24 protein-coding genes and 2 pseudogenes are annotated in these 24,671 nt (G+C 58.1%); 4 read left to right on the forward strand and 22 right to left on the reverse strand.

What is annotated here, in order from left to right:
- Positions 1-30: 30 nt before the first annotated feature.
- From ACWUI2_RS07735 to ACWUI2_RS07745, 3 genes and pseudogenes are all read right to left on the reverse strand, one after another.
- On the reverse strand, positions 31-939 hold the full coding sequence (locus tag ACWUI2_RS07735; RefSeq protein WP_486982280.1) for a helix-turn-helix domain-containing protein: 909 nt from the start codon (positions 937-939) through the stop codon (positions 31-33).
- 102 nt (positions 940-1,041) lie between these two features.
- A pseudogene (locus ACWUI2_RS07740) lies at positions 1,042-1,644 on the reverse strand (aldo/keto reductase); the annotation flags it as partial.
- 50 nt (positions 1,645-1,694) lie between these two features.
- Positions 1,695-1,952, reverse strand: a pseudogene (locus ACWUI2_RS07745) (aldo/keto reductase); the annotation flags it as partial.
- Positions 1,953-2,359: 407 nt separating this feature from the next.
- Between ACWUI2_RS07745 and ACWUI2_RS07750 the strand changes: the two are divergent.
- Positions 2,360-3,769, forward strand: coding sequence for a sulfatase family protein (locus tag ACWUI2_RS07750; RefSeq protein WP_486982281.1), 1,410 nt, complete (start codon positions 2,360-2,362; stop codon positions 3,767-3,769).
- A 395-nt stretch (positions 3,770-4,164) separates the two neighbouring features.
- Entirely contained in the window at positions 4,165-5,997 is a 1,833-nt protein-coding gene (locus ACWUI2_RS07755) for a sialidase family protein (protein WP_486982282.1), read from the forward strand.
- Between the two features lie 69 nt (positions 5,998-6,066).
- On the opposite strand, the gene ACWUI2_RS07760 is transcribed toward ACWUI2_RS07755, so the two are convergent.
- The 12 genes from ACWUI2_RS07760 to ACWUI2_RS07815 all read right to left on the reverse strand — a co-directional run bounded on the left by ACWUI2_RS07760 (position 6,067) and on the right by ACWUI2_RS07815 (position 16,586).
- Complete coding sequence (locus ACWUI2_RS07760; RefSeq protein ID WP_486982283.1) at positions 6,067-6,843, reverse strand: HpcH/HpaI aldolase family protein; 777 nt, start codon at positions 6,841-6,843, stop codon at positions 6,067-6,069.
- Positions 6,844-7,293: 450 nt separating this feature from the next.
- Positions 7,294-8,556 (reverse strand): UxaA family hydrolase, encoded by a 1,263-nt coding sequence (locus ACWUI2_RS07765; RefSeq protein ID WP_486982284.1) that lies wholly within the window; start codon positions 8,554-8,556, stop codon positions 7,294-7,296.
- Positions 8,553-8,858 (reverse strand): UxaA family hydrolase, encoded by a 306-nt coding sequence (locus ACWUI2_RS07770; protein WP_486982285.1) that lies wholly within the window; start codon positions 8,856-8,858, stop codon positions 8,553-8,555. Before ACWUI2_RS07770 ends, ACWUI2_RS07765 begins: the two co-directional genes overlap by 4 nt.
- 240 nt (positions 8,859-9,098) lie before the next feature.
- Complete coding sequence (locus ACWUI2_RS07775) at positions 9,099-9,713, reverse strand: BMC domain-containing protein (protein ID WP_486982286.1); 615 nt, start codon at positions 9,711-9,713, stop codon at positions 9,099-9,101.
- Positions 9,710-10,783, reverse strand: coding sequence for a dihydrodipicolinate synthase family protein (locus tag ACWUI2_RS07780; RefSeq protein ID WP_486982287.1), 1,074 nt, complete (start codon positions 10,781-10,783; stop codon positions 9,710-9,712). Before ACWUI2_RS07780 ends, ACWUI2_RS07775 begins: the two co-directional genes overlap by 4 nt.
- A 225-nt stretch (positions 10,784-11,008) precedes the next feature.
- Positions 11,009-11,845 carry an amidohydrolase family protein gene (locus tag ACWUI2_RS07785; protein ID WP_486982288.1) on the reverse strand — a complete coding sequence of 279 codons (837 nt, stop codon included), beginning with the start codon at positions 11,843-11,845 and terminating at the stop codon, positions 11,009-11,011.
- 2 nt (positions 11,846-11,847) lie between these two features.
- Positions 11,848-12,186 (reverse strand): L-rhamnose mutarotase, encoded by a 339-nt coding sequence (locus tag ACWUI2_RS07790; protein WP_486982289.1) that lies wholly within the window; start codon positions 12,184-12,186, stop codon positions 11,848-11,850.
- Positions 12,183-12,695, reverse strand: a complete 513-nt coding sequence (locus ACWUI2_RS07795; protein WP_486982290.1) for a MaoC family dehydratase — start codon at positions 12,693-12,695, stop codon at positions 12,183-12,185. The genes ACWUI2_RS07790 and ACWUI2_RS07795 overlap by 4 nt, the downstream gene beginning before the upstream one ends.
- Positions 12,692-13,858 (reverse strand): CaiB/BaiF CoA transferase family protein, encoded by a 1,167-nt coding sequence (locus ACWUI2_RS07800; protein WP_486982291.1) that lies wholly within the window; start codon positions 13,856-13,858, stop codon positions 12,692-12,694. The genes ACWUI2_RS07795 and ACWUI2_RS07800 overlap by 4 nt, the downstream gene beginning before the upstream one ends.
- A 33-nt stretch (positions 13,859-13,891) precedes the next feature.
- Entirely contained in the window at positions 13,892-14,347 is a 456-nt protein-coding gene (locus ACWUI2_RS07805) for a MaoC/PaaZ C-terminal domain-containing protein (RefSeq protein ID WP_486982292.1), read from the reverse strand.
- A gap of 8 nt (positions 14,348-14,355) precedes the next feature.
- On the reverse strand, positions 14,356-15,507 hold the full coding sequence (locus ACWUI2_RS07810; RefSeq protein WP_486982293.1) for an extracellular solute-binding protein: 1,152 nt from the start codon (positions 15,505-15,507) through the stop codon (positions 14,356-14,358).
- Positions 15,504-16,586 carry a Gfo/Idh/MocA family protein gene (locus tag ACWUI2_RS07815; RefSeq protein ID WP_486982294.1) on the reverse strand — a complete coding sequence of 361 codons (1,083 nt, stop codon included), beginning with the start codon at positions 16,584-16,586 and terminating at the stop codon, positions 15,504-15,506. The genes ACWUI2_RS07810 and ACWUI2_RS07815 overlap by 4 nt, the downstream gene beginning before the upstream one ends.
- A gap of 47 nt (positions 16,587-16,633) precedes the next feature.
- Between ACWUI2_RS07815 and ACWUI2_RS07820 the strand changes: the two genes are divergently transcribed.
- A complete protein-coding gene (locus ACWUI2_RS07820; RefSeq protein WP_486982295.1) occupies positions 16,634-17,404 on the forward strand; it encodes an IclR family transcriptional regulator in 771 nt (256 codons plus the stop codon).
- Between the two features lie 345 nt (positions 17,405-17,749).
- Here ACWUI2_RS07820 and ACWUI2_RS07825 read toward each other — a convergent pair whose 3' ends face one another.
- Genes ACWUI2_RS07825 through ACWUI2_RS07845 form a run of 5 tightly spaced genes read right to left on the reverse strand, consistent with a single transcriptional unit; the run spans position 17,750 to position 23,298 of the window.
- Entirely contained in the window at positions 17,750-19,000 is a 1,251-nt protein-coding gene (locus ACWUI2_RS07825) for an enolase C-terminal domain-like protein (RefSeq protein ID WP_486982296.1), read from the reverse strand.
- A complete protein-coding gene (locus ACWUI2_RS07830) occupies positions 18,997-19,755 on the reverse strand; it encodes an SDR family NAD(P)-dependent oxidoreductase (protein WP_486982297.1) in 759 nt (252 codons plus the stop codon). The genes ACWUI2_RS07825 and ACWUI2_RS07830 overlap by 4 nt, the downstream gene beginning before the upstream one ends.
- Positions 19,755-20,921: a mandelate racemase/muconate lactonizing enzyme family protein gene (locus tag ACWUI2_RS07835; protein WP_486982298.1), complete on the reverse strand. Its 1,167-nt coding sequence runs from the start codon at positions 20,919-20,921 to the stop codon at positions 19,755-19,757. The genes ACWUI2_RS07830 and ACWUI2_RS07835 overlap by 1 nt, the downstream gene beginning before the upstream one ends.
- Before the next feature lie 38 nt (positions 20,922-20,959).
- Positions 20,960-22,192, reverse strand: a complete 1,233-nt coding sequence (locus tag ACWUI2_RS07840) for a cytochrome P450 (protein WP_486982299.1) — start codon at positions 22,190-22,192, stop codon at positions 20,960-20,962.
- 23 nt (positions 22,193-22,215) lie between these two features.
- Positions 22,216-23,298: an MFS transporter gene (locus ACWUI2_RS07845; protein WP_486982300.1), complete on the reverse strand. Its 1,083-nt coding sequence runs from the start codon at positions 23,296-23,298 to the stop codon at positions 22,216-22,218.
- 437 nt (positions 23,299-23,735) lie between these two features.
- On the opposite strand from ACWUI2_RS07845, the gene ACWUI2_RS07850 reads away from it, so the two are divergent.
- The gene (locus ACWUI2_RS07850) at positions 23,736-23,906 is read left to right on the forward strand and encodes a hypothetical protein (RefSeq protein WP_486982301.1); all 171 of its coding nucleotides are present in this window, start codon (positions 23,736-23,738) and stop codon (positions 23,904-23,906) included.
- A 155-nt stretch (positions 23,907-24,061) separates the two neighbouring features.
- Here ACWUI2_RS07850 and ACWUI2_RS07855 read toward each other — a convergent pair whose 3' ends face one another.
- Positions 24,062-24,226: a hypothetical protein gene (locus tag ACWUI2_RS07855; RefSeq protein ID WP_486982302.1), complete on the reverse strand. Its 165-nt coding sequence runs from the start codon at positions 24,224-24,226 to the stop codon at positions 24,062-24,064.
- 44 nt (positions 24,227-24,270) lie between these two features.
- Positions 24,271-24,456, reverse strand: coding sequence for a hypothetical protein (locus tag ACWUI2_RS07860; protein WP_486982303.1), 186 nt, complete (start codon positions 24,454-24,456; stop codon positions 24,271-24,273).
- Positions 24,457-24,671 lie beyond the last annotated feature (215 nt).

Genomic DNA, 24,671 nt, shown 5'->3' on the forward strand with positions numbered 1-24,671 from the left:
GAGCAACGGGCCGATAACCGCGGGGAGGTTTTATTGCTGATATTGGCTCGGTGAGATTCCGAACACTTTCTTGAAGGTGGAGCTGAAGTGGGCGGGAGAGATGAATCCGGTCGCGTAGCTGACCTCCTTGATTGAAATTGCCGGGTTGGCCTGAATCATCGCCCGCGCCACATCCAGGCGGCGTTCCATGACGTAGCGATGGCAACTTCTGCCGGTGACCTCGATGAACAATCGATGGATCTGACGGGCGCTCAAACCGACAGCTTTTTCAAAGCGTTCCATCGAAAGATCTCCATCGATGTTGGCATCGATGAAACGGATGATCTTGCCTACCACCCGTTGGCTCCGTGAGGTGACTTCGGGGGTGTCGCGATGGTCGTCCGGTTTGGGGAGCGGCAGCGTCTTGTTCAGGGTTTGGGTGATGATAAGATACATCCAGCAGGTCAGACGTTTCGCGGCGAAAACGGGAGATGGTTGTGGACGCCGGAAATCCGCGAGGAGGGAGTCTGTGAGAGGGGAGATTTCGACCGGACGGACTACCGCCGGGTTGATCGAGGATTGCAGGGGAGTCGCGAGCGAGTTAGGGCGCGGGATCAAAGCGAGGCCGATTCCGATCATCAGAGCCTCCTGGGTGCATTTCCAGCGATGGACGATTTCGGGTGGCACCGAAAAGACGTCTCCCCTTCTTACATAGACCGGTTTTCTTCCCCGGGCGCCGAATTCGAACTCGCCGGTGAGGATCACCTCGAGTTGCAACTCTTTGTGCATATGCCAGCCGAAGTGATCGCCGACTTTGTAATGGCCTTGCCCCAGGTGAAATTCAACGCAACGGAAATCCCAGGGCGGCCAGGAAAAATCTTCCAGATTGGCCAGTGCCTCATGAAGCGCGTCGTTTATTTTCGGGATCTCCTGTGGTTTGAATGCGGGTGGCGGTGCCATGAAAACGAAAAGAGTTGTTGGATGAATTCCCTAAGAAAGAGAGCGGCCGGGAGAATCCCCTTCGACGCCGCCTGCATTATGTCAGGGAAAAGAACCGGCGTGTCAATCAGATCCTCGAGGAGCGCGTTTGGCTGTTTTGCTCCGGCTGGGGGCGGCACGGTGGAAGGTTGCCCGAAAGTCGTGCCAGAAATCGGCCTCCATCGCGGAGGCAAATCCCTCTTCTACTTCCGTTTGGTTTCCCGGTCCGAACAGGACGATTCCATTGATCGGCGCGGCCAGGCAAAACTGAAGGGCCAGACTTCGGAGATTCAGTCCGTTTTTCTGGCACCATCGCCACATCGCATGAGCATCGGGATCCTGGAGGGGATCGGGTTCCGTGCCGTTGAGTTTCCCCATGGCCAACGGGCTGGCGAGAATGATCCCTACGTCGTTTCGGTGCGCCAAGGGAAAAATGGTTTCCGCGGCCGATTGGTCCAGGAGCGTGTAATCGAGAAAGGTGATCAGGAGGTCGGTTCTCCCGGATTCGATGGTGCGACGATGAAAATCGTGGCATCTGGCCCCCAGGCCGCCGTGGCGGATCAGTCCCTTTTCCTGCATCTTGAGCAGTTCGTCGACGGCGTGTCCCGGCGCCAGGGGGACGGCGATATCGGGGGGATCGTGAAGAAGACAAGAGTCCAGGTAATCGGTGCGCAAGGACCTGAGGCTGTTTTCGACGCTCCCCGGGTGGTCTTGGCGGAGAAGTCGCCGCGGTGTTCCGGGTGGGAGCCGACTTTAGTCTGAAGGTGGACTCGCCCGCGGCAATCGCCGGCCAGTGCGACGCCGATTCGGCGTTCGCTTTCACCATAACTCGGAGAAGTATCGACGAAGTTGAGACCGAGCTCAATCGCACGCCGGAGCCCTTCAACGGTCTCCCTTTCGCTGGAACGCGGGCGACCGAACGTCGCCCCTCCCACGCCGAGCGCGCTCACCTCGAGCCCGGTTTTCCCCAAACGTCGAATTGGCAGTGATTTCATTGTGGAAAGAATAACACAAAACTTCGGCCGATCTGGGGCAAGAAATGTCCGTTCTTCGATAAGGTGAACATTTGCGGAAGGATTTAGCTCTCAAAATAACATTACAAATCCATGAAGGAAATAAATAGTATGACCGGAAAAGGAACTGTGCGTGCTGTGCGTCTCGTGGGCTTGGTTTGGAGTTCGCTTGGAAAACATTCTCCGGTTGATAACGGGTGTTGATTGACAGGAATAGACAAAATATGTCTATTCTGTGAAAGCCAGCGTGTTTGGCGAAGCGCTCTTTTCCTATAGGATGAAGTCGGATGTGTTTATTTAATTCAAGCCTCTGATGATGAAAGGTATTTGGCGTATTGTCACAACCTACGAGTTCATTGCATCGTATTCAGAATAAGGATTTGCCGTTTATGATTCAACGTCCGAAAAACGTTATTTGGATTACCACCGACCACCAGCGGTTCGATAATATCGCCGCGCACGGCAACTCGGAGATCGTTACGCCGAATATGGACCGGCTGGTCGAAGGCGGGGTTAGTTTTACCCGAGCCATTGTGCAAAGCCCCGTCTGTATGCCGAGCCGTTGCTCCTTTATGACCGGGCTTTATCCGCAGCAAACCGGAATCACCTGGAACGGAAGCAGCTTGCCGGACGACTTCGATCCCAGCGTCGCCCGGCTCTTCAAAGGGCTGGGATATCAGACCATTCAGATTGGGAAACTGCATTTTCAGACGCACGAAGACAACGACCTCGACCCGGCCCCGCGCAACCGCTATGGATTCGACGTCTTCTATGGGGCGGAGGAACCGGGGTGTTACGAGGACGCCTATCGCACCTGGTTGGGAACGGAATATCCGGAGTACAAGGAAGCATTGAAGGTCGAACGTTCTTCGTCGCCGAATCGTCCCCGGTCGAACAACCCCGTGGGTGGGTATGAAGGCAAGGTGATCGATGCTCCCTGGCAGGCGAGTTTCAGCGGATGGATCGCGCAGATGGCTTGCAATTTTCTCGATCAGAGAAATCGCCGGGCTCGACATCAGTTCATGCACCTTGGGTTTTACGCGCCCCATCCGCCATTAAATCCGACTGCCGAGATGATGGCCTCCTACGAAGGACGCGAAATTTCTGTTCCGGAATTTACCCCCGAGGAGAGGGCGAACAGTCGCACCCTCTCCCCGGAGACTTGGGACGAGAAACGGCTTCTCGCCTACAAACGGCATTTCTATGCGATGACCACCGGGGTGGATATGGCTATCGGACAGTTGCTGAACAAATTGGAAGCCCTTGGCGAACTCGATGACACCTTGATTGTTTTCAACTCGGATCATGGCGACGCATGCGGAGATCACTTTGAGCTGGAGAAATACTACGACCTCTTCTACGACGGAGTGGTGCGGGTGCCCTTGGTTTTTTATTGGCCGAATGGAATTCCGGCCCAAGGACAAAAAGCGGATGCGCCAGTGGAGTTGATCGACATTCTTCCGACCGCAATGGAGTTGTGTGGCTGCCCGGCCAATGACGTCATGATGGGACGCTCGTATGCCGCGGATCTTCGGACCGGAGCGGCTCCCGTGGGACGGGAGGATACGCTGACTTATTCCTGCGACCTGGATGGCCCCCATGCGATGCTGGCGAATCGAGACTTTAAATACATCCATTCGAAAGGCCGGGAAACGTTGTGGCAGTTGACAGGGGAGTCTGGAGAAAACCGGGATGTCTCAAATTCCCATGCGGAGGTGCTTCATCGGATGCGAGCCCGTCTTCTTCAACGGATGCTCGAAGCGGGACGTTCCTACCGGGCGCATCCGCATCTTTTTTGAAGGGTCTCTTGAAACCTCGTCGAGAACAAATTGATTCATGGAATGAATGGGTGGCGGTAGGAAGGGAGGAACTTCGACCAGGTCGGGAATGAGCGACAAGTCCCTTGCCGTTTCATCCAACCGGACGCCGGGAAACCTCCATGTTGTCGTCACAGTCGAAGACGCTCCACGCAGGGCAAGCGGTCCAGTCGGTGGTCGTCTGACCGGGATATGGGCATCCTACCGCTATCTGCCGTTCGAAAAACGGCCGATGACCCGTTCGAAATGGGGCAAATGTCCGTATTGGAGAGGAAATGGCGGGTTTTGCGAAGAGTATAATTTTGTCTTTTGCCGAATCGAATCGAGAATTTGAAGTTATGTTACTAGGAGAATCCAAAGCGCCCGTTTTTGATCCAATGTGGTTGCCGTCAGTTGACAGCCGTTACGATGAACGCGAGCTTTTGCAGGGGGAACTGATCCCAACCCAGTTGTACGCGGATCAACCGTATTGGACGCGGACCCATGACGGCGGGCTCCTGTGCGTGGTGACGACCGGGTCAGAGCGGGAAGGGTCGCGGGGACAACATGTGCGGTCGATGAAGACGTTTGACCAGGGAAAGACCTGGGAACCGGCGGTGCCGGTGGATGACCCCAACGGACCGGAATCCTCGTGGGGGGTCCCGTTCACCGCCCCCAGTGGCCGGGTGTTTGTCTTTTACGTCCATAACACGGACGACCTGAGAGATTTGCCGGCGGACAATCCTCCTTACCCGGACGGGAAGACGCAGCGAATGGATTCTCATGGTTATTACGTGTTCCGCTGGAGCGATGATCATGGGGGGTCGTGGTCGAAGGAACGCGGGGTTATTCCGGTGCGCGAGTTTCAAATGGATCGGGAGAACTCGACTGGCGGCAAGATCCGGTTGTTCTGGAACGTGGGCCGGGCTTTCGCGTGGGAGGGCAGTCTTTTCCTGCCGCTTCACAAGGTTGGTGGGCTCGGCGATGGCTGGTTCACCCGGTCGGAAGGGGCGCTGCTTCGTTCGGAGGATCTTTTCGAGAAGGAGAACCCGCTGGATGCTTCGTGGGTTACGCTTCCGAAGGGGGATTTGGGAATCCGAGCTCCGGACGGCGGGGGACCGATCGCCGAGGAACATTCGATCACGACATTGAGCGACGGGACTTTTTTCACGGTCTTTCGCACCATCGCGGGCCATCCCGCCTGCTCCTACAGCCGCGATCAAGGAGAGACTTGGGAACCGAGTCAATTCATGCGGTTCGCCGAAGGCCGGTTGATCAAGCATCCCCGGGCCGCGAACTTCGTGTGGAAACTTCAGGACGGTGGATATTTGTATTTCTTTCACAACCACGGCGGGAAATTCGTCCGGGAGCATCCCGAACGCCGGACGATGAGCTATCAAGGAAGGAATCCGATGTGGTTTTGCCGGGGTTGGGAGAAAGATACTCCGCAGGGAAAAGTTTTGGAATGGTCGGAACCCGAGATCGCGCTGTATGACGATGATCCATTGATCCGGATCAGTTATCCCGATTGTATCGAGGTCGACGGTGAGTTGCTGTTTACCGAGACTCAAAAAGCGGAAGCCCGGGTGCATCATATCTCATCTGACATTGTCGCCGCTTTGAGCGCGGATCCGGCGGTTCGCGGCGCCCGGCTCGGTGATTTGAGGCAACTGCTCGATTGGAATCTCCGAGACGGCGAGCGTGAAGTTGAAATGCCGCAATTGTCGGCGTTCGTTATCCGGAGCTCACAACCGCCGTTTGGGGGCATGCGAATGCGGGAAGGATTTTCCGTCGATCTGGAATTGGTTGTCCGCTCAAGGGATTACACGCTGCTTGCAAGTAACCGAGGGGACGACGGCAGCTGCTTCCAATTCGAGTGGATGCCCCAGGGGACGTTACGGCTTCGGATGAGCGACGCCCAAACCGAAGTCTCGTGGGAATCCGATCCGGTTCCGGCGGGGAAGGGAACCTACCGCTTCATTGTCAACGTGGATGGAGGTAGTAATACGATTTGTTTCTTCCGCGATGGAATCCTTGATGACGGAGGAGACTTGCGGCAATACGGATGGGGTCGGATCAGTCCGCACTTCAAGAACGAATATTACGGAAAGAGGTTGGAGTTTTTCAACGGGGGCGGCGCCCACCTCTCCGCCTGTCGTTTTTACAATCGAACCCTCACCACGGCCGAGGTTCAGCTGCTTGTCGGTCGGGAAGGGGAAGAATACCGTTGATCGGCATTCGAAAAGGAACCTGTCCGGCGGTTGGCCGGCAGGATCCTGATTCCGGCTGTTCCGGCCGGTTCAGGTTACTCCCGCCAGATTTGGCGAGGTGGTTGATTGGGGGATAGCGGAAATCATTCTTCGAATTCCGTTTTTGAGAAATTCCTGGTCTAGGCTTAGGGCGATGAACCGGTAACCATCCCGGACCGCATCTCCCGCTTGTTGCGGATCATCCGGGACGACGTGAATACCGGGACGAATTCCATGCCGTATTGACGCATCGAGGAAAACCTTGCGGGCCGCCAGGACCTCCGGATGGTCCAGTTGTCCGGCCAGACCCATGGATGCGGAAAGGTCGTAGGGCCCGATGAAACTGGCGGTGATTCCGGGCACGGAGAGGATGTCATCGACACAGTCCAGCGCATCCTTGTGCTCCAACATGACGACGACTTCTACGGCCTTGTTGTGGGCCGAATAATAGTCCGTGAAATTGCGACCGTAGTCGCTTGCGCGGCACAAGGAAGCACCCCGGATTCCTTCGGGTGGAAACTTGGCGATCGCGACCGCTTTTTCAGCCAGTGTCCGGGAGTTGACGGCTGGGACGATGATTCCCGTGGCTCCGAGGTCGAGCGCCTTTTTTGCGGCGACTTCGTCGCAAGCAGGAAGGCGCACGAACAGCTCCTTGCCGCTTCCTTTCAACGCCCTTGCGATGTTCTCGAGATCATCCAAACCGGTGGCGGTGTGTTCCATGTCAACGCAGACGAAGTCGATCGCCTCGCCGGCAAATATCTCCGCAATTCCCGGATGCCCGAACATCATCCAGGCTCCGATCATCAAGCCCTCTCTGTTTTGCGCCATGAATTATGGTTTCAGGCCGAATGGTGGAGGAACAACCCGGAAGATATTCCTGATTCGGACATTCCATGAGTATTTCGGAAACAGCCACCCCAGGGATTCGGTAAGGGGGTTGAGGCGGGCGATCACAAGAGTCGAACGAGCGAGAAAGTCGACATCCATGCGGCCGAGAAGGGTTAGCCGGTCACTGTAGAGATTTTACCTCCGTCAACGGCAAGACAGCCTCTTTGAATGAATGTTTCGCGGCGCTTCTGGCGAGGCGTTTGTGCCCGTACGGAAAGTTCGGGAAAGCCGATTCGGCTTATGGTATGGAGCCTGGTGCCACCCACGGGGGGCTGGGGCCTGCAGCACCCGGAAGTATGAACGGATTGGAAATGCCCCGGGGTTTTGATGAAGAACATCGGCCGGTCGCCTTGCAGCTGTCTGCCTACGCGGGCGGGAATTCAAAGTCCTTCAATCATCGGATTCCGATGGTGGAATTATGAGGTTTTGACGGGAGTCGGGATTGGTAGTCGGGTGGCAGTCGGGACCGATCGGGTCGAAGGATTTGTAGCCGAGGACGAATTCCTGGTGGCCGAGTTTTTCGGAGGCGGTTTGGCGGCCTGAGGCGACTTGGACCACGAGGTCATGGATTTCATCCCCGACCTGCTGGAGAGTCGCCTCATCCTCGAGGATTCGCCCGGCGTTGACGTCCATGTCTTCCGTGAGATTCCGATAGGTGTCGGGATTGGCGCAGACCTTGATCACTGGAGAAATCACCGAACCGACCACCGATCCGCGACCGGTGGCAAATAAGGTGATGTGGGATCCGCAGGCGATCAATTCAGCGATTTCGGCGTTGTCGTTGATATTAGGGAAACCGAAGCGGACCGGGCCGTCGGGGACGACATCGAGCAAGTAAAGCCCTCCCGCCGCAGGCCTGTCTCCGGGCTTGATCAGTCCGGAAATAGGTGAGGCTCCACTTTTTGAATACGCTCCCATGCTCTTTTCCTCCTGGGTGGTCAAGCCGCCGTCGGCGTTTCCCGGTGCGAAGCTGCCATGTCCAAGAGTCGTGTAGTAGCGTGCCGCCTTGGCCACGGACTCGGCCAGGATCTCTCCCAAGGCGGGTGTGATAGCCCGGGAGACGAGAATATATTCGCAGCCGATTAGTTCCCCGGTTTCCTCAAAAATACATGTGGCGTTTTGGGCAACCAATCGATCAAGGGCTTTGCCGATGGCGGGATTCGCGGTGATCCCGCTGGTGCCGTCGCTTCCTCCGCAAATGGTGCCGACAACCAGTTCGTCGATCGTGAGGGGCGCTCGCGGGACCGACTCCAATTCTCGGAGAGTTGCTTCCACCCACTGGCGGCCTCGGGCGATGGTCGAGCGCGTGCCGCCGGTTTGTTGAATCACCAGAAGCTCCGCGGGACGTCCCGATTGGCGGATCGCTTCCAGCAGCTTTCCGCGATTGAATCCTTCGCATCCGAGGGAAACCAACAATACGGCTCCGACATTCGGGTGGACACAAAGAGCATGAAGCATCCGGAATGAATAGTCATTCGGGTAACATCCCCCGAAGCCAATCAGGTGGACGCCTTGTTCCCGGAATGGAATCTGGATTTCCCGGGAAACGTGATGCGCGCATTCGACCAGGTAAACCACGGTGAGGGTGTTGCGAATCCCCTTCCGTCCGTCCGTCCGCAAGAACGCGTTGTCACTGACAATCGGACCACTCATACCGGGTGGTGGAAACCGTGCTCCTCATCCAGGGTGAAAGTGGGGAGATAGTCACTTTTCATATTATGTAAATGAACATGCTCGCCAGGTGCGATGTCGATGGTCGCCGAGCCGATCGGGACGCCATATTTTAGGATTTTCTCGCCCTGTTGGATTTTCCGGGCGGCGACCTTGTGTCCCAGTGGAAGGGAGACCTTCAAAACTTGGGAACCTTCGGCGGTTTCGATGACTGCGCCGGCCTCGAGGTTTCGGGTCAGCACCAAAATGTTGTCCGCGGGCGAGAGCTGGAGGTGCGAAGGCATCTTTAGAATTTACGATAGTGCAGGTAAGCGTCGACGGGATCGACGGCGGCGAGAATTGGCGTAGGAACTTTGTTTTCCGTTTGGAGGACCTCTTCGACCTTGCCGGTGACTTCTTGATTGATCTCCTAAGGAATTATCAGGGCGCCATCGTGATCGACGAACGTGTCGTTAACGTAATCGGAAGAGGAAGGATTGGATTTGTCAGAAAAACCAGCGGATGAAGGGGAAAAGCGGAAAGAGTTACATTTTGGGCATGATTCGCGTCATCTCCTCATGGGGACGGGCGATGACGTGGGCGGCGATGAGTTTGCCGAGGGAGCCGACTGCTTGTGCTCCGGCCTCAATGGCGGCTTTTACGGCCGCCACATCGCCTTCGATGATAATGGTGACGTAGGCGGCCCCGATTTTTTCTTTTCCGACCAGCCGGACATCGGCGGCTTTGAGCATGGTGTCGGTAGCCTCCAGGATCGCGGCGAGCCCCTGGGTTTCGAGAATGCCGATAGCTTTGTTGTTGGTTTTCATAGATGTGGGTTCGGGGCGCATTTCCTCGCGGCCCCCGTAAAGAGCGTTGATCCCGACTGGTCCGGAATTCAGGTCGTGGATGGCGGAATCGGGCGAAGGGATAACGGTGGCGACCGGTTCGACTCCCATATGTCGAGCCTCCCGGAGACCGTGAGCCACGGCGGCTTCGAGGGCGGCGGGACCTTGTGCCCCAAGTCGGACCAGGATCCGTTCGTCCCCGATTGGTTCGAGACCGAGCAGGACGACCTCGGCGGACTTCAGCATTTGTTCGGTCACTACCGCGGTGATGGAGAAGAATGGGATCTCCATAAATGCCATGCTGGATAGGTTCATGATCCGGGGAGTTGGCGGTGGACGACCTCACGGACAATGGATTCGAGTCTGAGGCGGAAATCCTCGGGCATATTGAAAGTTGATTCGGAGGGTGAACGGGTGCAATGGCGCGCGGCCTCGGCGAACCCGCATTCGGTCAGGACGCAGGCCACTCGCGACCGGACTTCGTCCATGATTTTGAGTTCCGCCGGTGAAAGGGGAAACCGGGCGCGTCCGGTTTCAAAGCCGCGCAACTGATAGCCGGCCCGGAAACCTTCCGGAAAATTAGGGGCGTTGAGCATCAGGGCGAAAAGATCGAGCAATTTGAACTGAATCCGTTTGGCTTCGTCCCAGTTTTCACTCGCGGCTTCCTGGTAAATCTTCATCACCACCTCCGGAACGATGCCGGCCGACGAAAGGGTGCCTCCGTCGCCGCCCATGAAGAGTGAGGCGCAGAGGAGTTCCTCCCAACCGATCAACACCGAGAAGTCGGGGCGTTGCGGTTTGATCTCGTGCAGGACCTGTTGAAACCGCGGCATGTCCCGTGAAGTGTCCTTGGTGCCGATGATCCGCGGGCAATCGAGGGCCAGGCGCTTCAGGACCGGGATGCTGATCTCGTTGGCGAAAGCGGGGATGTTGTAGATGATGATGTCGATGGGCGACTTGGCCGCCAGTTCCCGGAAGTAGGTTTCGATGCTCTCCTGGGTGAGCCGGTAATAGTAGGGACCGGTGATCGAGACCGCCCGGCATCCGAGGTCCGCGCAATAGCGGCACATCTCGAGGACCAGATCGACATTTGGCTCGGCGGCGCCGGCCAGGACGGGTCGCCCGCCGGCTTCCTCGGTCACGATTTTCACCACCCGCCGGCGCTCTTCGTAACTGAGGCGAATGAATTCCCCCATGCTGCCGTTCGGGTAAAATCCCGTGACCCCCTTGCCGGCCAGCCAGCGAATGATGCGGCGAAGTTCTTCTTCGTGGATACGCCCTCGCTCATCGTAGGGAACGATATTCGGAACGAAAATTCCTTGCACACTGGCGGTCATGATGGATCGAAACGGATGATAGGCCGTGCCGGGCCCGGTGAACAACATGGAGTGAAACTGGTCTCCGAGGCGGAGCCTGTTTGAAGTGCTCCGCGTCCCCGCGGAGTTTTCGGGGGTGCGGAAGGATTTCGGCCGTCGAAGGACTGTCGAGCGTGCGGCCATCGCAAGCCGTTTGAAAGCGGTGCGGGGACGCACCAGCATTCCAAAGCGCTTCGCGCGAAAACTTGGTCGCCCTCCAGAGCGGATGGACAGGGAAGTTTCATGGGAGGGAAATTACGAATTCAGAGAATAGATCCGCCGGGCGTTTTCGGAAAGAAACTTTTCGCGGTTTTCTGAAGTTTCCCCGCTGAGAATTTCTCCGGTGATGGTGCACCATTTCTGGAGGGACGCGGTCAGGTTGCAAACCGGCCAATCGCCTCCCCAAATCAGGCGGTCCCAGCCATAACAATCGATCGCGTGTTCGACCCACGGCCGGATCACGTTCGCCGTCACCGCTTCGGGAGAGCAATAAGCGACCACTCCGGAAACTTTGCAGACGACATTGGGGCGTTGGGCGATTTCACGAAGGGCGGTTTTCCACGGTCCGGGTTCGCCTCCGGCGATGTCGGGTATCCCGCAGTGGTCGAGGACGAAGGAAACCTCCGGGCAGGCGTCGACCAGTTCCGCCGCGATCTCCAACTGGCGGGGCAACGCGCAGATGTCGAAGGTCAGACCACGGCCGGCGAGCGTCCGGATGTTTTTCCGGAAGGTGGAAGAGCGGGAAAGGTCGTCCGGCTGGGTATGAAGGACGCGCCGGATTCCCTTGACCGCTGGGTGGCGAATCGCGTCGAGGTGGGATTCGAAACCGTCGTTCTCCGGCCGGCCGGAGGCGATCACTCCGAGAATTCCGCTGGAGGGGTCTTCCGCGAGATGGGCGAAAAAGAGCGCCTCCTCCGCCGACTGGGAGGAATCGACGTCGACTTCCATGAAGACCGTTCCTTCGATGCCGCATCGGTCGGCGGCCTGACGGTATTCATCGAGGCGGAAATCCCCTTGGAGGGCCGGGAGACTCGCCGTCCACGGATAATTGAATCGGTCTGGGTAAAGGAGGTGTTGATGTGTGTCGATCATGATCAGTCGCAGTGAAAAACTTCTTCCATTTCGCTCCACCATTCGTCGGGAGCGCGGTCGGGGAGGGGGGCCTGACATGGTTTGCAGACCGCCCACCATTCCTGGGTTTTCGGATCGGCCGCCATTTTCGCGGATTCGGCTTCGAAGTCGGTTCCGGTGTATTCAAAATAACTGAACAGGTAATGGTTCCCGTCAGCCAGTTTTCGAAGAAAGATTGAATAGTTGCGGATGTTGCACGCGCGGATTTGATGCAAAACCTCCGGCCAGACGGCGGCGTGGAGACGTTTGTATTCCGCGACTTTCTCGGCACGAAGTCCAATGATGCTTCCGTATCTTTTCATGATGGTGCGCCGCAAGCGGCAGGATCCCGGTATTTGACGGTTTGGAGGTGTTCGCAATAAAGTACGAGTTCGCCGTCGCCTTTGAAAATTTCGTAACTGGCTCGGTAAAGACCCATTTCCGGATATTTCGGAGCCTTTTCCAAGTCGGTTTTGATGGTGTAAATGGTGTCGCCGATGAAGACCGGTTTGATGAACCGCAGCTTGTCGTAACCGTAGCTGAAGGCGTTCACGCAATTCGTCGCCACCAGGCCGAGTCCGACACTGAAGACCATGGCTCCGGCGATCAGTCTTTTTCCGAAAATGCCTTGCTCGCGGGCGAACGTCTCGTCGGCCACGTAGGGATGCATGTCGAGGACGAGGGCGTTGAACTGCATCGATTCCCCTTCGCTCAGGGTGCGGCGAATCGAACGTATCCGCCGGCCGATTACGATGTCTTCGTAAAACCAGTCTTCGGCGTTCCAGACGGAAATTTCCTTGTGCTTCGCAGGATCCGGATTCGGGTTTTTCATAAAGCGAATTCCCCTTCGATCAACCGGTTGTGTTGTCCGACGGACGGGGCTCCCCGTCGCGATTTGTGGATGGTGCCGTCGATGCGGATCGGACAGCGCAAGGTCTTCATCGGGGTGCCGGCCGGGCAGTCGATCTCCTGTTCCATGTCCAGGGCCCGGTAGCCGTCGGTCTGGCGCAAGGTCGCCCACTCCATCACCTCGGCGCACCAAATGTCGGCCGGCTCCAGGATGGCGAGCCATTCCGCTGTGGTTTTCGTTGTGAGATGATCGCGCAAGACGGATTTGATTTCATCGCGCCGGGTAAACCAACTGGCCGGGTCGGTGTAGGTGGTCAGTGGTGGACAATCGAGCAATTCGCCCAGCCGGGTCACGGCCCCCATGGCGAGCGCGAGATGGCCGTCCGCCGTCGCGTAGAGGCCGTAGGGGGCACCGAGGTAGGCGTGTCCGTTGTTGACCGCGCTCCGGGAGGCCGGTTTGCCGCCGTCGTTCAGATGGGTGGTGATTACCTCAAACTGAAGATCCAGAATGGACTCCATCAAACTGACTTCCACCCGTCCTCCTTTTCCGGATACTCCACGGCGGACCAGGCAGGCGAGGATCCCTTCGACCAGGTGGGCGCTGGCGGTCAGGTCGGCGACGGCGAGTCCCATCGGAACCGGGGGACCGTCGGCGTTACCGGACAACCAGCAGAGGCCGGACATCGATTGTGCCAGGAGATCCTGTCCCGGTTTTCGAATCCACGGTCCGGTCGGGCCGTAGCCGGTTACGCTGCCGTATACGGCTCGGGGATTCATTTCGCGCACCGTCTCGAAGTCGAGTCCGAGTTTGGCCATCACTCCGGGCCGGAAGTTCTCGATGATCACGTCGGCCTGCTCGATCAGTTTCCTCACTTTGGCGAGGTCGGCGGGATCCTTCAGGTCGGCGGCGAATCCTTCTTTGTTGCGATTGATCGAGTGAAAAAGGGTGCTGTCCCCCTCGACGCCAAGATTGGAAATGTATAATTGGCGGCAGATGTCACCGCCCCGGGGACGTTCGATCTTGATGACCCGGGCGCCGAGGTCGGCCAGGCGCATGGCGGCGGCAGGACCGGCCAGGAATTGAGAAAAGTCGAGCACCAGCAGCCCGTTCAGAGGGCGGTCGACAGCGGTGGAATCGGTTGACATGGTGGTGGTTGAAGAGGTTTTGTGTGTTTGACGTTAGGATTCCTTCCCGGCTTCGCGGCGGTTCACCAGGAGGAGATGCTCGCAGGCGAGGACGGTTTGGTCGCGCTGATTGAAGACCTCCACCAGTTCACTCACGACTCCCTGGGCGGGACGCTTGTGATCGCGCTTTTCCTTGATAGTTACCCGCACCCGGATGGTGTCTCCGATGAAGACCGGTTTGATGAAACGGAGGCGGTCGTAGCCGTAGGAAAAAGCTTCCGCGTTGATGACGCCGGCGGTCATTCCGATCGCCACGCTGAAGATCAGGGTGCCGTGAGCGATTCTCTGTTGGAACTCCTGGGTTTTGCACCATTCGGCATCCATGTGGTGCGGATAAAAATCACCTGTCTGTCCGGCGTGCATCACGATGTCGGTTTCCGTGATGGTCCGGCCACCGGTATCGCGGGTATGTCCGATTTCGTAGTCTTCGAAAAATTGATGGGTGAACATTGTTGGACTCAGGTTTGATTGGCGAGGCACTGGGTGAAAAGCCGGTTCAATTCGCGGGCGGCGTCGCGCGGGGTCGAACGACCGGCGACGCAGGCGTGGGCAATCGGAGTGGCGGCATCCTGAAAATCCATGTATCCGGGAAACTGTGGCCGCACCAGGGCCGCATCGAGAGTTTCCAGGGTGTTGGCGAAGAAATCCATGCTCGCGGCATTCACCCGCGTATCCGTCCAGGCGCTACGATGGCCCGGTTGTCCCCCCGATTCGAAATAGATTCCGCGTTGGATCTCCGGGCTGGCGGTGAACGCCGCGTAGTCCATCGCGGCGCGGGGATGTTGGGTCAGCGCCGAGACCGCGAGTCCGGCCCCGCCCAACGTGGAGCGCAACGTCGATTTGCCGAGCTTCACCAATCCACCGGCTTTGAGGGGATGCCGGGCGTATCCGGGCCGCGAGTAGTTGGAATAGCCGTAGGCGAAGGGACAATAGGCCGCTCGGGGATCTTCGTCGACCGAGGACATCCATTCGGCCGTCCGGATCGGATTCCGTTCGAGGCAGGCCGGGTGGCAAAGCGCGACGAGAGCGCGGAGTTCCTCGAGTGCCGCGGCCAGGGCCTCCGGTTCCGCCAGGCGCTCTTCTTCGAAGATCTTTCCCCCGAAGGCCATGCTGAACATGTAGCTGTGCATCAGCACGTCGATCGGGAAGGCGGAAACGGTCACGAAGCCCTCTCTGGCCAACCGCTTAACATCCTCCCAGGTTCGGGGCAAATCGATATCGAATCGCTCGATCAGATCCGGGCGCCAGGTGGCGACCGGCGCGGCGGCGTCGGTCGCCAGGGTCCATTGCCGGCCGGTGAAGCGATAGCTCGCATGCGACTGCCCGACGGAGTTGGCCGCCTGGTCCTTAAGGATGTCCGCCGGGATCCATTCCTCAAACGGGAGCAGGAGGTTTTCGGTCGCGGCCAGGGCGGTGTGCGGGTGGTCCATCACGATCAGGTCGAACCGCGCCGCCAGCTCGGCCATAGAGGCGTCGGCGAAGGCCTGCAACGAACGCTTTTCCCATTCGATCGAGACATCCGGGTTGAGCTCCTCGAACCGTTGACCGGTGGCGGCGACGGAGACGAAGCCGCGGGTATGGTTCCAGGCTATGCCGCGTAGAGTAATCATTGATCGGAGGAGAGGAACTTCGATGGGTCGATCCCGCCCTGGGCGCTTGATTCGTAGGCGGCTTCGACGCACGCCATGGTGTGAATGCATTCCTCGACCGAAGTGACCAGTGCATGGGCTTCGCCGTCGGCCGCCCGCATCACCTGGGCCATTGCACCGACGAACGCATGTGGAAACCACGACCCTTCGAGCGGGATCTCTTCCCAAACGGGTTTTCCCTTCTGGAACGTGCAAACCTCGAACACATCGGGCACGCCATCAGGATAATTCATCAGCAATCCCATCTTGGCCTTGATCGCCCCTTCCGTCCCCTCCCATTTGATGTAGCTCTCCTGGTGCCTGGGACCGAACCGGTGGAAATGGTTGGTCTGGATGTTCGCCCGGACCGTATCGCCGTAGTCGAGGATCATCGCGGTGCGGCTCTCCGGCATCTTCAATTCCGGGAAGCGAAGGGTTTTGGCGTAAATACCCGCGGGATTGCCGAGGAAATGCCGGATGCAATCGAGATGATGCACAGAGTGGTAGACGATTTCGAGGCGGGGGACGTTTTTCAGGAAAGGAAAATGATCCCACGGAGTTTCGACCGTGACCCGGATTTCCATGTCGCGTAACTCACCGATCACTCCGCGGCCGATCAGGTCGTGGGCGGCCATGACGAACGGGGCGAAGCGCAGCTGGAAATTGATGGCGGCGATCAGGCGGCGCTCCCGGCAGACCGCCAGGATCTCCCGCGCCTGCTCCATTGTTTCGCCCATCGGCTTTTGGATTAAAACCGGCGAGCCCTCCGGAAGAAGCCGAAGCACCCCCGCGAATTTGTCGGCGGGAAGGGCGAGATCGAAAACCGCATTCGCCGGGGCGCTTGAAACCAGTTCCTCGATGGTGTCGCAAACTTGCGGGATGTTCCAGTCCGCCGCCACCTGCTCCGCTTGGGACTTCGTGCGATTGGTGATGCTGTGTACCGGAAAACCGGCGAGCCCATAGGCGGGCAAATGCGCGTCACGCACGATGCTTCCCGCTCCCACGATGCAGATTGGACGAGGCTTGGATGGCAGGATAGGATGGTAGATCGGGGGAGTCATATGGTTTTATGGTTGAAAAAATATTTTATATTTAAAAACTGATGCAAATGTCAACCCGAAATAAAACCGCTGAAAGCTATTCGGCGCCGGCCTTGGTCAAGGGGCTGGAAATCCTCGAACTGTTGTCGACCAGTCCCGAGTCGATGACGCTCACCGAAATTGCACGAGCGCTGGGTCGGTCGTCGGGAGAACAGTTCCGGATGCTGGCGGTTTTGCAGCGGCTCGGGTATATCCGCCGGAACTCGGCTGGAGCCTTCGCCCTGACCTTAAAGCTCTACCGGCTTGCCCAGCAGACCCGTCCGTTCGATCAGTTGCTGCAAGCTGCCCGGGGTCCGATGCGGCGCTTCTCCGAACTGACCGGACAGGAGTGTCACCTCAGCGCGTTGGAGGATGGCCGACTGGTGGTATTGGCTCAGCAATCGGGCACACAGGCGGTGACGCTGCTGGTCCGCCCGGGATCGGCTCACCATCCCGCGAAAACGGTTTCCGGGCGGCTCCTTCTTTCGCAGCTCTCCCCGGAGGAAGCCGCGTGGCACCTGGAGCGGGCCGAAGAGAACTTTTCCGGGGCCGTCAAAGCCACGTCGCTGAAGACTGGATTGAGCGAGTTGCGCGGGTACTGCATCGGCCGGGCCAGAGACGAGTCGTTGAAGGGCGTATCCGACGTGGCGGTACGGGTGGGAGGCCCCGGCCCCCCCTGGAGCGTGGCCCTGGCGAGTTCATGTTTTCATGTCGCCCTGACGAAGCCCGAATGGGACCGTCTGATCTCGAGCTTGATCGACATGGCGGAGCGGATTGAAAGCGAACTCGGTCTTGATTGAAACAGACCGGTAGTGGTTCATTCATCGGGATACGCGTGGACTTCGCAGGTCCGGGCCTGCCCGAGTCCGTTGGTCGCCGGACCATGATCTTCAGGGCGGTGACCCGGACCGGTTCGGGGAATAAAGGGCGGCGCAATCTCTGCTAATTGCCGGTTGGGAAATCACAACGGCGTTCATCCTGCTCGATTTGGCGTTTTGGTATAGCTGAATGCGGAGTTCCGGTACTGGATCTTCCCACATTACCAGAAATGTTCCTGGGTTCCTCCCCGGCGGAAACCGGTCCAATCAAGTTGGACCGGTGGGAGCATGTCCGTGGACGTTTTCATCCCGGTTTTCCCACGGGAATCAGCAAGAGTCGAGTCCGGCGGGTTGGCCTTTAAGCTCGCAAGAACTCCCGGGATGACGCGGGGTCTGGTATACGCCGTTTTCGATTACGACCGGTTCGACGAAATGCGTTCGGAGGTGGGGGATATACTCGAGGAAGACTACATCATGTCCGATCGCAATGTGATTGAAAAGAACGAGGTGCTGGTGAAGCTGCCCCATGTCTCCGACGTGGGGGACCACGGAAATACCGGATTTTCTTGCAATCAGGCTTATGACGATAAACTCGCTGACCCCGGCGACTCGCACGGCGTCGGCCTGGCAGAACGACAGTGCATGCGACTGCAAGTAGTTCTTGAATACAATGCGGTTCGGGACATGTTCGCCGGCTGCGACCTTGACCGGTGAAATGGTGGAGGCGATGGTCTGATGGCCAAGAATGTCGTCCGGGTGGGTGGGCTCTTCTATCCAGAAGAGGTTTAGGTCAGCGGTACGTTGGGCGAAGGTGATCGCGTCCGCCACGGTCCATTGCTGATTGGCATCGACCATGATCCGTGCATTCGGGCCGGCGGCCTCACGCACGATGCGGGTCCGGCGCACATCCCGGTCCAAATCGTTCGATCCGACCTTCAATTTCATGGCGTCGAATCCGGCCTTCACCGAGCGGGCGACGTTGGCGGCGACTTGCGCGTCGGAATAATTGAACCAACCGACGGACGTATCGTAACCGGGATAACCGGTCTCGAGAATGCCGGCGCGCTTGTCGCGGGTGAATCCGGCGGATTCAAGAATTCCGCGAGCCTCCTCAAGCTGCAAGACGTCTTCGAGGTAAGATAAATCGAGGGTTGCGAGAAGTTCATCCGGAGAAAGATGGAGGAGCAGTTGCCAAAGCGGAACCTTGCGAGTCCGCGCCCAGAGATCCCAGCAGGCATTGGTGACCGAGGCGAGTGCGAGGTGAACGACGCCTTTATGCGGGCCGAGCCACCGGAGCTGCTGTTCGTTGCTGGCTGCCCGTTGCCAGGCGCCGAAGCCAGCCATGATCTCTTCGATATCGCGTCCGGAAAGGTCTCGGGCCAGGAACTCCGCCGCCCGGCAGACGAGATCGTTTCCTGCGCCAAGGGTGAACGCGAAGCCGGTGCCCATCGTGCCGTCCTCCGTGCGAAGTTCGGTGACGGCATAGGAGTAAATCGGATCCCGGTGGATCGCGTCGCTGCCATGGCCGTTCCCGATCGGGAACCGGCGGTCATGAGTTCGAATCTGCCGGATTTTCATCGCTTATATCCAATTTCCGCGCCGCCACTCACATGCATGATGTGGCCGGTGATGAAGCGGGATTTTTCTGATAGCAGAAATACGCAGGCGTCCGCGATTACATCGCCTTCCGGGCAATGGCCGAGGGGGTGAATCTCATCGAGGTATTTCTCAATGCCGGCTGGATCGGGTTGCTCGGCAGCCCACCGCCGCAGCATGGGGGTCCAGACCCCGGCTGGACAGACGGCATTGACGCGGATTCCGTAGGGCGCGTAATCAAGGGCCATCGATTTGGTCAATGTATTCATGGCTCCTTTAGTTGCTGTATAAGCCGCGTGGATACTTTGACCGATGGCACCGACGAGGCTGCTGGTATTGAGAATATTTCCCCGGCTTTCCTTGAGGGCATCAAAGCCGTGTTTGGCGGTCCAGAAGACGCTCTTGATGTTTGTGTTCATCATTGCGTCCCATTCCTCCTCGGAAGTTTCATGGAGCGTTTTGCTCGGACTGGCGATACCGGCATTGTTGTGAATGGCGTTGAGGCGGCCGAACTTGGCGAGGGTGAAATCGACGGCTGCTTCGACATCCGCTCCACGGGAGACATCGCAGTGGATTCCATAGTGCTCGCCCGGAAGGGAAGCTGCGGCCGCGGCGGCGGCATCGCCATCGAGCGAGCAAAGAACGATTTTTGCCCCTTCCGCAGCGTAGGCTTTGGCGCAATCGAACCCGATTCCGGTCGAACCGCCCGTTAGAAATATGACTTTATCGTGTAACATCAGATGTAGAATGTCCGGTCCTTCGGTTGCTTTCTTATGCCTGGATGTGCGTCGAGAACGGATTCGTCGATGTCAAATCCGAGCCCCGGACGGTCGGGCAGGATGAAGAATCCGTTTTCGACCGGAAGGGGGTGGGTGAGGCATTCATCACGCCAAGGGACGTCTTTCAGCATGAATTCCTGACGGAAGAAATTGGGCACGGTGGCCATGGTGTGCGCGGAGGCAATGGTTGAGATCGGTCCGTTGGGATTGTGCGGGGCGATCGGCACATTGAAGGTTTCGGCGAGGTTGGCCATTTTGCGCATTTCGGTGATGCCACCGCAACGGGTGATGTCGGGCATGACGAAATCGGCCGCTTGTTTCTCGAGAATCGTCCGAAGCATGAAGCGGCTGTGCAAACGCTCTCCGACGCAGACCGGCAACGGGATCTTACTCCGGATGTCGGCGATGGAGTCCGGGAACTCGGGGAGCGCGGGCTCCTCATACCACATGCACCGGAAGCCGAGCCTGGCCAGGCGGTGGGCCATCTCCACGGCGGTCGGGCCGTTCAGGAAGGCGTGCGTTTCAATCGCGATTGCCACATCGGGGCCGACCGCGTCGGCGACCGCGGCAACCACATCGAGGGCGAGCTGTTTTTGGCTTTCGGAAAGAGTACTGTCCTCATTTAGATCTTCTCCGTACCAATAATGGACATGGGCGAACGGATCGAATTTGAGGGCGGTGAATCCTTGAGCCGTCGTCTCGCGAGCCTGCCGGGCGTAATCCTCTGGGGAATGGCTGCCGGAAATGAACCAATAATTGGCATAAAGCCGGATTTTGGAGCGGTAGGCGCCGCCAAGCAGTTGGTAAACGGGTTGTCCAGTGAGTTTACCCTTGATGTCCCAAAGGGCGATGTCGACGGCGCTGATGGCCGACAGAAGGGGGCCGGCCTGTCCCAACCAGTTCATGTCGCGGTAAAGTTTTGTCCAAATAAAATCAATACGCTGAGGATCCTGGCCGGTGATGAAATCGCCGGCGTGGCGACAGGCGGCTTCAACGAGGGGCGAGCCGGGCCAGTTTGTCGCCTCACCCCAGCCGTGAATGCCGGTGTCGGTTTCGATCTTGAGGAGGGTCCAATTGTATTTGCTACCTTCCACAAGGTAAGTTTTGCAGCCGGTTATTTTCATTCGCTTGATTGAGAGAAGCTAAGGGTGGAGGGGGATTCTTAATGAAGCTGTAGCTTGAGGCGCCGAATCGATCGCACCATGCCATCGTGCCAATCCGGTGTGGGATCGGCGCAGCGGAAACCGGGATAACGTATCAGCAATTGCCGGAACGCCTCGGTCGCTTCCAGGCGTGCGAGCCTCGCGCCGAGGCAATGGTGCATTCCGTGTCCGAAGGCAACGTGCTTGTTGGGTGTTCGGGTGAAATCGAACTTGTTGGGATCCGGAAATTGTTCGGGATCGCGATTGGCGGCGCCGAGGAGCAGGAGAATTGTCTCGCCGCGGCCGATCGGATGGCCGTGGCACTCGGTGTCGTATGTAGCCACCCGAACAATGCGTTGGAAAGGGGGTTCGAACCGGAGGAATTCCTCGATGGGCGACGGAATGGTCGTGAGGGTGTCCCTCAATCCCGGGCGGGTGCCGATGTGCCATGCCGCGCTGGAAAGAAGTGATGTCGTTGTTTCATGGCCGCCGATTAGCAGCGTGACGCATGTGCTCAAGAGGTCTCCTTCGGTCAGCCGGTCGCCGTTTTCGCGCGCTGTGACGAGCAGGCTGATGATGTCCTCTCCGGGAGCCCGTCGGCGTTCCTTGAAGACGGACTTGAAATATCCCCGCAAGTCGAGCAAGGCGGATTGGGAGCGGCGCATCACTTCCAGCGAAGGGTTGAGGGTTGCCATGAATTCGACGATCCTGATCGACCAGGCTTTGAACTGGTCACGCATTTCACGGGGAATTCCGAGCATCTCGACGATGACGGAAACCGGCAATTGAAACGGGAAATCGGCGACAAATTCCGTCGGGTCTTTTTCGCCCATCCGGCTGATTAGATCGCGGCAGATCTCTTCGATCCTCGGTTTAAGCTGATCGAGGGTGCGGGGAAGGAAGGCCGATTGAGTCAGTCGGCGAAGGCGGGTATGATCCGGGGGATCGGAATTGATCAAGCCCCGGGAATAGTGATCGGCGAGAGGCTTGAGCTCGCCGGCCGCCTCGGACGGGATGGACTTTCTCAGGTGATTGACTACGCGGCCCCTGTTGGAAAACGTCACCGGATCTCTCAGGATGGCAGCTGTCTCCCGGTATTTGAAGAAGACCGGTGCGTTCCACTGTTGGGAGAGGCAAAGGCGTTCGCCGGTTGCATGCATGGCGGTGTAGACCTCGCATGGCACGGAGGCGATGCGGCCATCAGATATCGATTGATCGAGAATGCGGGAAGCTGGGGAGAGAGCTTGAGTCATGGTTCAAGCAGGACGACTGGCCCCTAGCGATTCGCATCAGCCGGGTGGCCATTGCGCGGCATCGGCAAATACGGAATGATAAACAACACAAGCAAGCCGACCGTGCTACTGACGATAAAGACCCCGACGTAACCGATGCTCGCTTGAACGAATCCGCTCATCATCCCTGGCACGAGGAAGCCGACGTTCATCAAGGCGAATGAAATCGCCAAAATCGATGTCTTGTTGCGTCCGGACTCCGTCGCCATAATATGCATGTAATAAAACATCGCGCTAAAACTGAGGCCATAACCCAAGGACTCGACGCTTGAAGCCGCAATCAACCAAACGTTTAAGCTCTCTCCTAGGAATCCGACGTGCGTCATCGGCTGAAACCAGGCAACCAGGACGTAAAAGATATTCGGGATGCTCATAAACAGAGCCAAGGGTATGAATGTTCGGCGGATGCCATACCATTTGATGAGATACCCTCCGAGGATTCCGCCGATGATCATCCACGGCGTATCGGTGAGGATGGCGTAATAGGGCAGTGCGGTCGCTTGAGCCGCCAGGCCTCCCTGGTCGATAGGATCCAGGTAAAACGGCTGCTTCATCGCCAGAAATCCTTCGCCGAAACGGTAAAGGAGGATGAAGAGAATAATAAGGAAGACGCCGCGCTGCACAAAATATTCGCGCAGCACTTCCACAAACGCAAGACGCTCGTGTCGAACCGGTTGATCCTGAGGGATGACAGGAACGTGAAATATGTTCCAAATCAGTGCACCCACCAGCGCGAGAGCTCCCACGACATAAGCCACCGAAAAACCGATGTAGAATCCTGTCTTGTCGGGAGAATCGACTCCCGTGGCGCCATAGGTGGCGGCAATTTTGGTCGCCCCCAACATGAGAACCATGATCACGGAAAGCGAACCGATGCGGTTGGCGGCAGCCTTGATTCCGATAAACTGCGCCTGGAGCTTGGCATCGAGGGCCCGAATGTAAAAGCCGTCCGCTGCGGTTTCATGCGCGGCGCTGATCAGTGCGAGCGCCACCAGCATCAACGCCATCAACCATAGAAATGTGGTCTCGGGGGGACGCAGAAACAGAATTATGGCGATCAGAATCATAGCGGACGCCGCCGCCCCGATGGTAAAGAGCGACAATCGCCGTTTGGTGGTAGCGCCGTCCAGCCAAGGGGCGTAAAGAAAGCGAAACGCCGCAATCAGACCGATCCCGGTGAAAACTCCCGCGACTTGGTTCGAGAACCCAAGTAGTCTGAAAAGGGCGACGGGAAAACCGGTCATCAACCCCATCAGGATTCCGAACGGGAGATAAAGGGTAACGATATAACTCCAAGGAGAGGGCTCGCGGTGATTGGGAGGAGAGGTTCCCGAGGACTGGTTGAATACGCTGCTGACGGGAGTCGTGTGGTCGCTCATGTTTTTTCAATTCGCCGTAGTCTTTACCGGCCGAAAGTCCGGAATGAATGATCAGCTTTTGAGAAAAAGTCTGACTCATCCATCCCGGAGAGCCAGGCATTATTTATTGCCATACCGGACAGCTTATGCGAAATCGTGACATCGCTCCGGAGCCGGTGCGCGTTTCCCTCGTGCCGATTGGTCCGCAGGACGGTGCACTACAAGCTTCCGAAGGGAAGGGATCGGCGAATTACTTGGCGATTCTGATGAGCGCCATCGGCGAACTTCCGATTCCAGTCTCCGCGGTGATAGTTTGAGCAGACGGAACCCTTTCAGGGCCTCCGCCAGTTCTTCCTTGGGCAAATTGATCATGATGTTTCTGTCTCTTTTCGGTTGTGGCGTCCCCGCCGCCGGGGCGGAAGGAACGCCGCGGGTTTCGGTTTTCCGGGGGTTTCCCCGGACGGCCGGGCCGTCACTCCTTGCGGAAGATCAGCGGCAGGAGGATTTTCCCTCCGACGATGACCCCGGCGATGACGACCAGCGGCAGGACCAGCCCCGACATCCCGAGCAGAATCCCGAAGAGGATTCCGATGACCAGGATGGCCAGGGCCGCGTTCAACATGGCTTGCGGATTCATAAACGTGCGTTTCGCGTGTTGGCTTTTCCGGTTCGCCGTCCTCCCTACCGGCGGCGCAGCGACGACACCAGGAAACCCAGGACCGCCGCCAGGATCGCGGTCGAGAGGATGACAAACGGCAGGAGGATTTCCCGGGCGGTGCGGAACATCTCGGCCATCGCCCAGGCGAAGAATCCCCCCGCCGCGACGGACAGGCCCAGCAGCAACACCAGGCGGACGATCAATCCCATGGCGGACCTCCTTTCCGGTCGGGTCGGTTTATTTGCGGTTTTGGCCGAACAGGACGATTGCCGCCGCCCAGATCAGCGAGGACAGGACCAGGCAGACGCCCAGCCATTTGATCGCGTCGGCGAACGGTTTCAGATCCGGCTCCCGGGGGGCGCATCCGGCCGTGAGCAGGAGAACCCCCGCCAGGAGCGCCGCGCAGGGCGGCGAAGGGGAGGGG

The organism is Verruconatronum alginivorum (assembly GCF_056590205.1).

Excerpts from the sequence above, each read along its gene's own strand:
- ACWUI2_RS07860 (WP_486982303.1), bottom strand. The coding sequence starts at position 24,456 with ATGGGATTGATCGTCCGCCTGGTGTTGCTGCTGGGCCTGTCCGTCGCG.
- ACWUI2_RS07760 (WP_486982283.1), bottom strand. The coding sequence starts at position 6,843 with ATGGCGCAAAACAGAGAGGGCTTGATGATCGGAGCCTGGATGATGTTC.
- ACWUI2_RS07855 (WP_486982302.1), bottom strand. The coding sequence starts at position 24,226 with ATGAATCCGCAAGCCATGTTGAACGCGGCCCTGGCCATCCTGGTCATC.
- ACWUI2_RS07825 (WP_486982296.1), bottom strand. The coding sequence starts at position 19,000 with ATGAAAATCCGGCAGATTCGAACTCATGACCGCCGGTTCCCGATCGGG.
- ACWUI2_RS07810 (WP_486982293.1), bottom strand. The coding sequence starts at position 15,507 with ATGATTACTCTACGCGGCATAGCCTGGAACCATACCCGCGGCTTCGTC.
- ACWUI2_RS07770 (WP_486982285.1), bottom strand. The coding sequence starts at position 8,858 with ATGCCTTCGCACCTCCAGCTCTCGCCCGCGGACAACATTTTGGTGCTG.
- ACWUI2_RS07755 (WP_486982282.1), top strand. The coding sequence starts at position 4,165 with ATGTGGTTGCCGTCAGTTGACAGCCGTTACGATGAACGCGAGCTTTTG.
- ACWUI2_RS07845 (WP_486982300.1), bottom strand. The coding sequence starts at position 23,298 with ATGATTCTGATCGCCATAATTCTGTTTCTGCGTCCCCCCGAGACCACA.
- ACWUI2_RS07785 (WP_486982288.1), bottom strand. The coding sequence starts at position 11,845 with ATGATCGACACACATCAACACCTCCTTTACCCAGACCGATTCAATTAT.
- ACWUI2_RS07790 (WP_486982289.1), bottom strand. The coding sequence starts at position 12,186 with ATGAAAAGATACGGAAGCATCATTGGACTTCGTGCCGAGAAAGTCGCG.
- ACWUI2_RS07820 (WP_486982295.1), top strand. The coding sequence starts at position 16,634 with ATGTCAACCCGAAATAAAACCGCTGAAAGCTATTCGGCGCCGGCCTTG.
- ACWUI2_RS07765 (WP_486982284.1), bottom strand. The coding sequence starts at position 8,556 with ATGAGTGGTCCGATTGTCAGTGACAACGCGTTCTTGCGGACGGACGGA.
- ACWUI2_RS07835 (WP_486982298.1), bottom strand. The coding sequence starts at position 20,921 with ATGAAAATAACCGGCTGCAAAACTTACCTTGTGGAAGGTAGCAAATAC.
- ACWUI2_RS07805 (WP_486982292.1), bottom strand. The coding sequence starts at position 14,347 with ATGTTCACCCATCAATTTTTCGAAGACTACGAAATCGGACATACCCGC.
- ACWUI2_RS07780 (WP_486982287.1), bottom strand. The coding sequence starts at position 10,783 with ATGTTGTTCACCGGGCCCGGCACGGCCTATCATCCGTTTCGATCCATC.
- ACWUI2_RS07800 (WP_486982291.1), bottom strand. The coding sequence starts at position 13,858 with ATGTCAACCGATTCCACCGCTGTCGACCGCCCTCTGAACGGGCTGCTG.
- ACWUI2_RS07840 (WP_486982299.1), bottom strand. The coding sequence starts at position 22,192 with ATGACTCAAGCTCTCTCCCCAGCTTCCCGCATTCTCGATCAATCGATA.
- ACWUI2_RS07750 (WP_486982281.1), top strand. The coding sequence starts at position 2,360 with ATGATTCAACGTCCGAAAAACGTTATTTGGATTACCACCGACCACCAG.
- ACWUI2_RS07830 (WP_486982297.1), bottom strand. The coding sequence starts at position 19,755 with ATGTTACACGATAAAGTCATATTTCTAACGGGCGGTTCGACCGGAATC.
- ACWUI2_RS07815 (WP_486982294.1), bottom strand. The coding sequence starts at position 16,586 with ATGACTCCCCCGATCTACCATCCTATCCTGCCATCCAAGCCTCGTCCA.
- ACWUI2_RS07735 (WP_486982280.1), bottom strand. The coding sequence starts at position 939 with ATGGCACCGCCACCCGCATTCAAACCACAGGAGATCCCGAAAATAAAC.
- ACWUI2_RS07775 (WP_486982286.1), bottom strand. The coding sequence starts at position 9,713 with ATGAACCTATCCAGCATGGCATTTATGGAGATCCCATTCTTCTCCATC.
- ACWUI2_RS07795 (WP_486982290.1), bottom strand. The coding sequence starts at position 12,695 with ATGAAAAACCCGAATCCGGATCCTGCGAAGCACAAGGAAATTTCCGTC.
- ACWUI2_RS07850 (WP_486982301.1), top strand. The coding sequence starts at position 23,736 with ATGCGAAATCGTGACATCGCTCCGGAGCCGGTGCGCGTTTCCCTCGTG.